The sequence below is a fragment of the Paludisphaera rhizosphaerae genome, from assembly GCF_011065895.1.
Lineage (GTDB): Bacteria > Planctomycetota > Planctomycetia > Isosphaerales > Isosphaeraceae > Paludisphaera > Paludisphaera rhizosphaerae.
The window spans coordinates 1-1,250 of sequence record NZ_JAALCR010000088.1 but is presented as its reverse complement, the minus strand read 5'-3'; the positions used below and the strand labels follow the sequence as shown (position 1 = coordinate 1,250).

At 69.0% G+C, this 1,250-nt stretch carries 1 protein-coding gene; it reads right to left on the bottom strand.

What is annotated here, in order from left to right:
- Positions 1-53 precede the first annotated feature (53 nt).
- Positions 54-1,226, bottom strand: coding sequence for an IS4 family transposase (locus G5C50_RS32095; protein ID WP_165076174.1), 1,173 nt, complete (start codon positions 1,224-1,226; stop codon positions 54-56).
- Between the last annotated feature and the right edge of the window lie 24 nt (positions 1,227-1,250).

Here is a 1,250-nt window from a genome sequence, read left to right as displayed (position 1 = left end):
AGGGCAATACTGTTCGGCACGACTTGCATATGCCGTGTGGGGCCGGGCGGCGGTCAGCTTGGCTTTTCTTTGGCACGACGCTCGGCCAGGTGGGCGGCCAGTTCCTCGGCGGAGGCCCAGCCCGAGAGGTAGAAGCCGATCATCTCGTAGGTCCGCTTGGTCGGCCTCAGGCCGGTCCGCGCCGCGATCAGGACGCTGACGATCAGCGCGGCGTACACCTGCAACGCCACCCCCGTGGGGGTTTCCAGGATCAGGTGCCGCATCCCCAGCACCGCCTTGAGCCAACGGAAGAACAGCTCCACCTGCCAGCGATTCCGGTAGGCCAGGGCCACCAGATCGGCGTCCATCTCGACGTCGTTGGTCGCCAGCGTCCAGCGGTCGACCGTCCCGACCTTTCGGCCCGGCCGTTCCAGCGTCACGACCCGCCAGGGACGTTTCAGCAGGGGGTTGTGTTTCTCGGTCCCCAGCCGCTGCACCAGGACGTCGCCGACCACGCCGAGGGCCTTCGCCTTCTCGGCGATCGGCCGCGACTCGGTCGGCTCGAAGACGGCGTTGTCCTGGAGTCGGACGAGGAAGCGGCAGGGCAGGAGGTCGAGCTCACGCATCAGCGAGTAGTCGACGTAGCCGCGGTCGGCGACGTAGAATCCGCCGGGGCGGACCATCTTCCGCCATTCGGCCCGCTCCGAGCCGTTGCCGGCGGTGATCGTGGCGTCGACCGGCAAACCGCTGAGGACCTCGACGGCGACGTGGGCCTTGGCGGCGCGGTGCGTCGGGTCCTGCCACAAGGCCCAAGCCATCCGCGGCAAGGCCGGCAGGAGCGTGCCGTCGACGGCCACCAGATCGGCGAGGGCCTTGGACTCGGCCCGCGGCAGGCGACGGCCCAGCCGCCGCGTCAACTCGACGAGCACGCCTCGCATCAACGCCGGGTCGAAGACGCCGGCGGCTTCGCTGAGAGCCCCCAGCGACGTTCGCCCGACCCCCAGCGCCTTGGCGACCTTGTCCAATCCGGTGGCCTGCTGGAGCCCGCGAAGGCTGGTCAAGGCCGGGGTGAAGAAGTACATCAACAGCAACGCGACGTACTGATCGTAGAAGAGCCGGCGATTGCCGGCGCGATCTCGCTCGGCCCCCCGAGGGTGGAGCCGCTCCAGGAGCGGGCCGAGCAGCCGAAAATAGCGAAATCCCCGCAGGTCCTCGGCACGGACCGGCTCCTGTCCGCGACGCGACATGATGCAAGCCTCCGCCTGCATCCT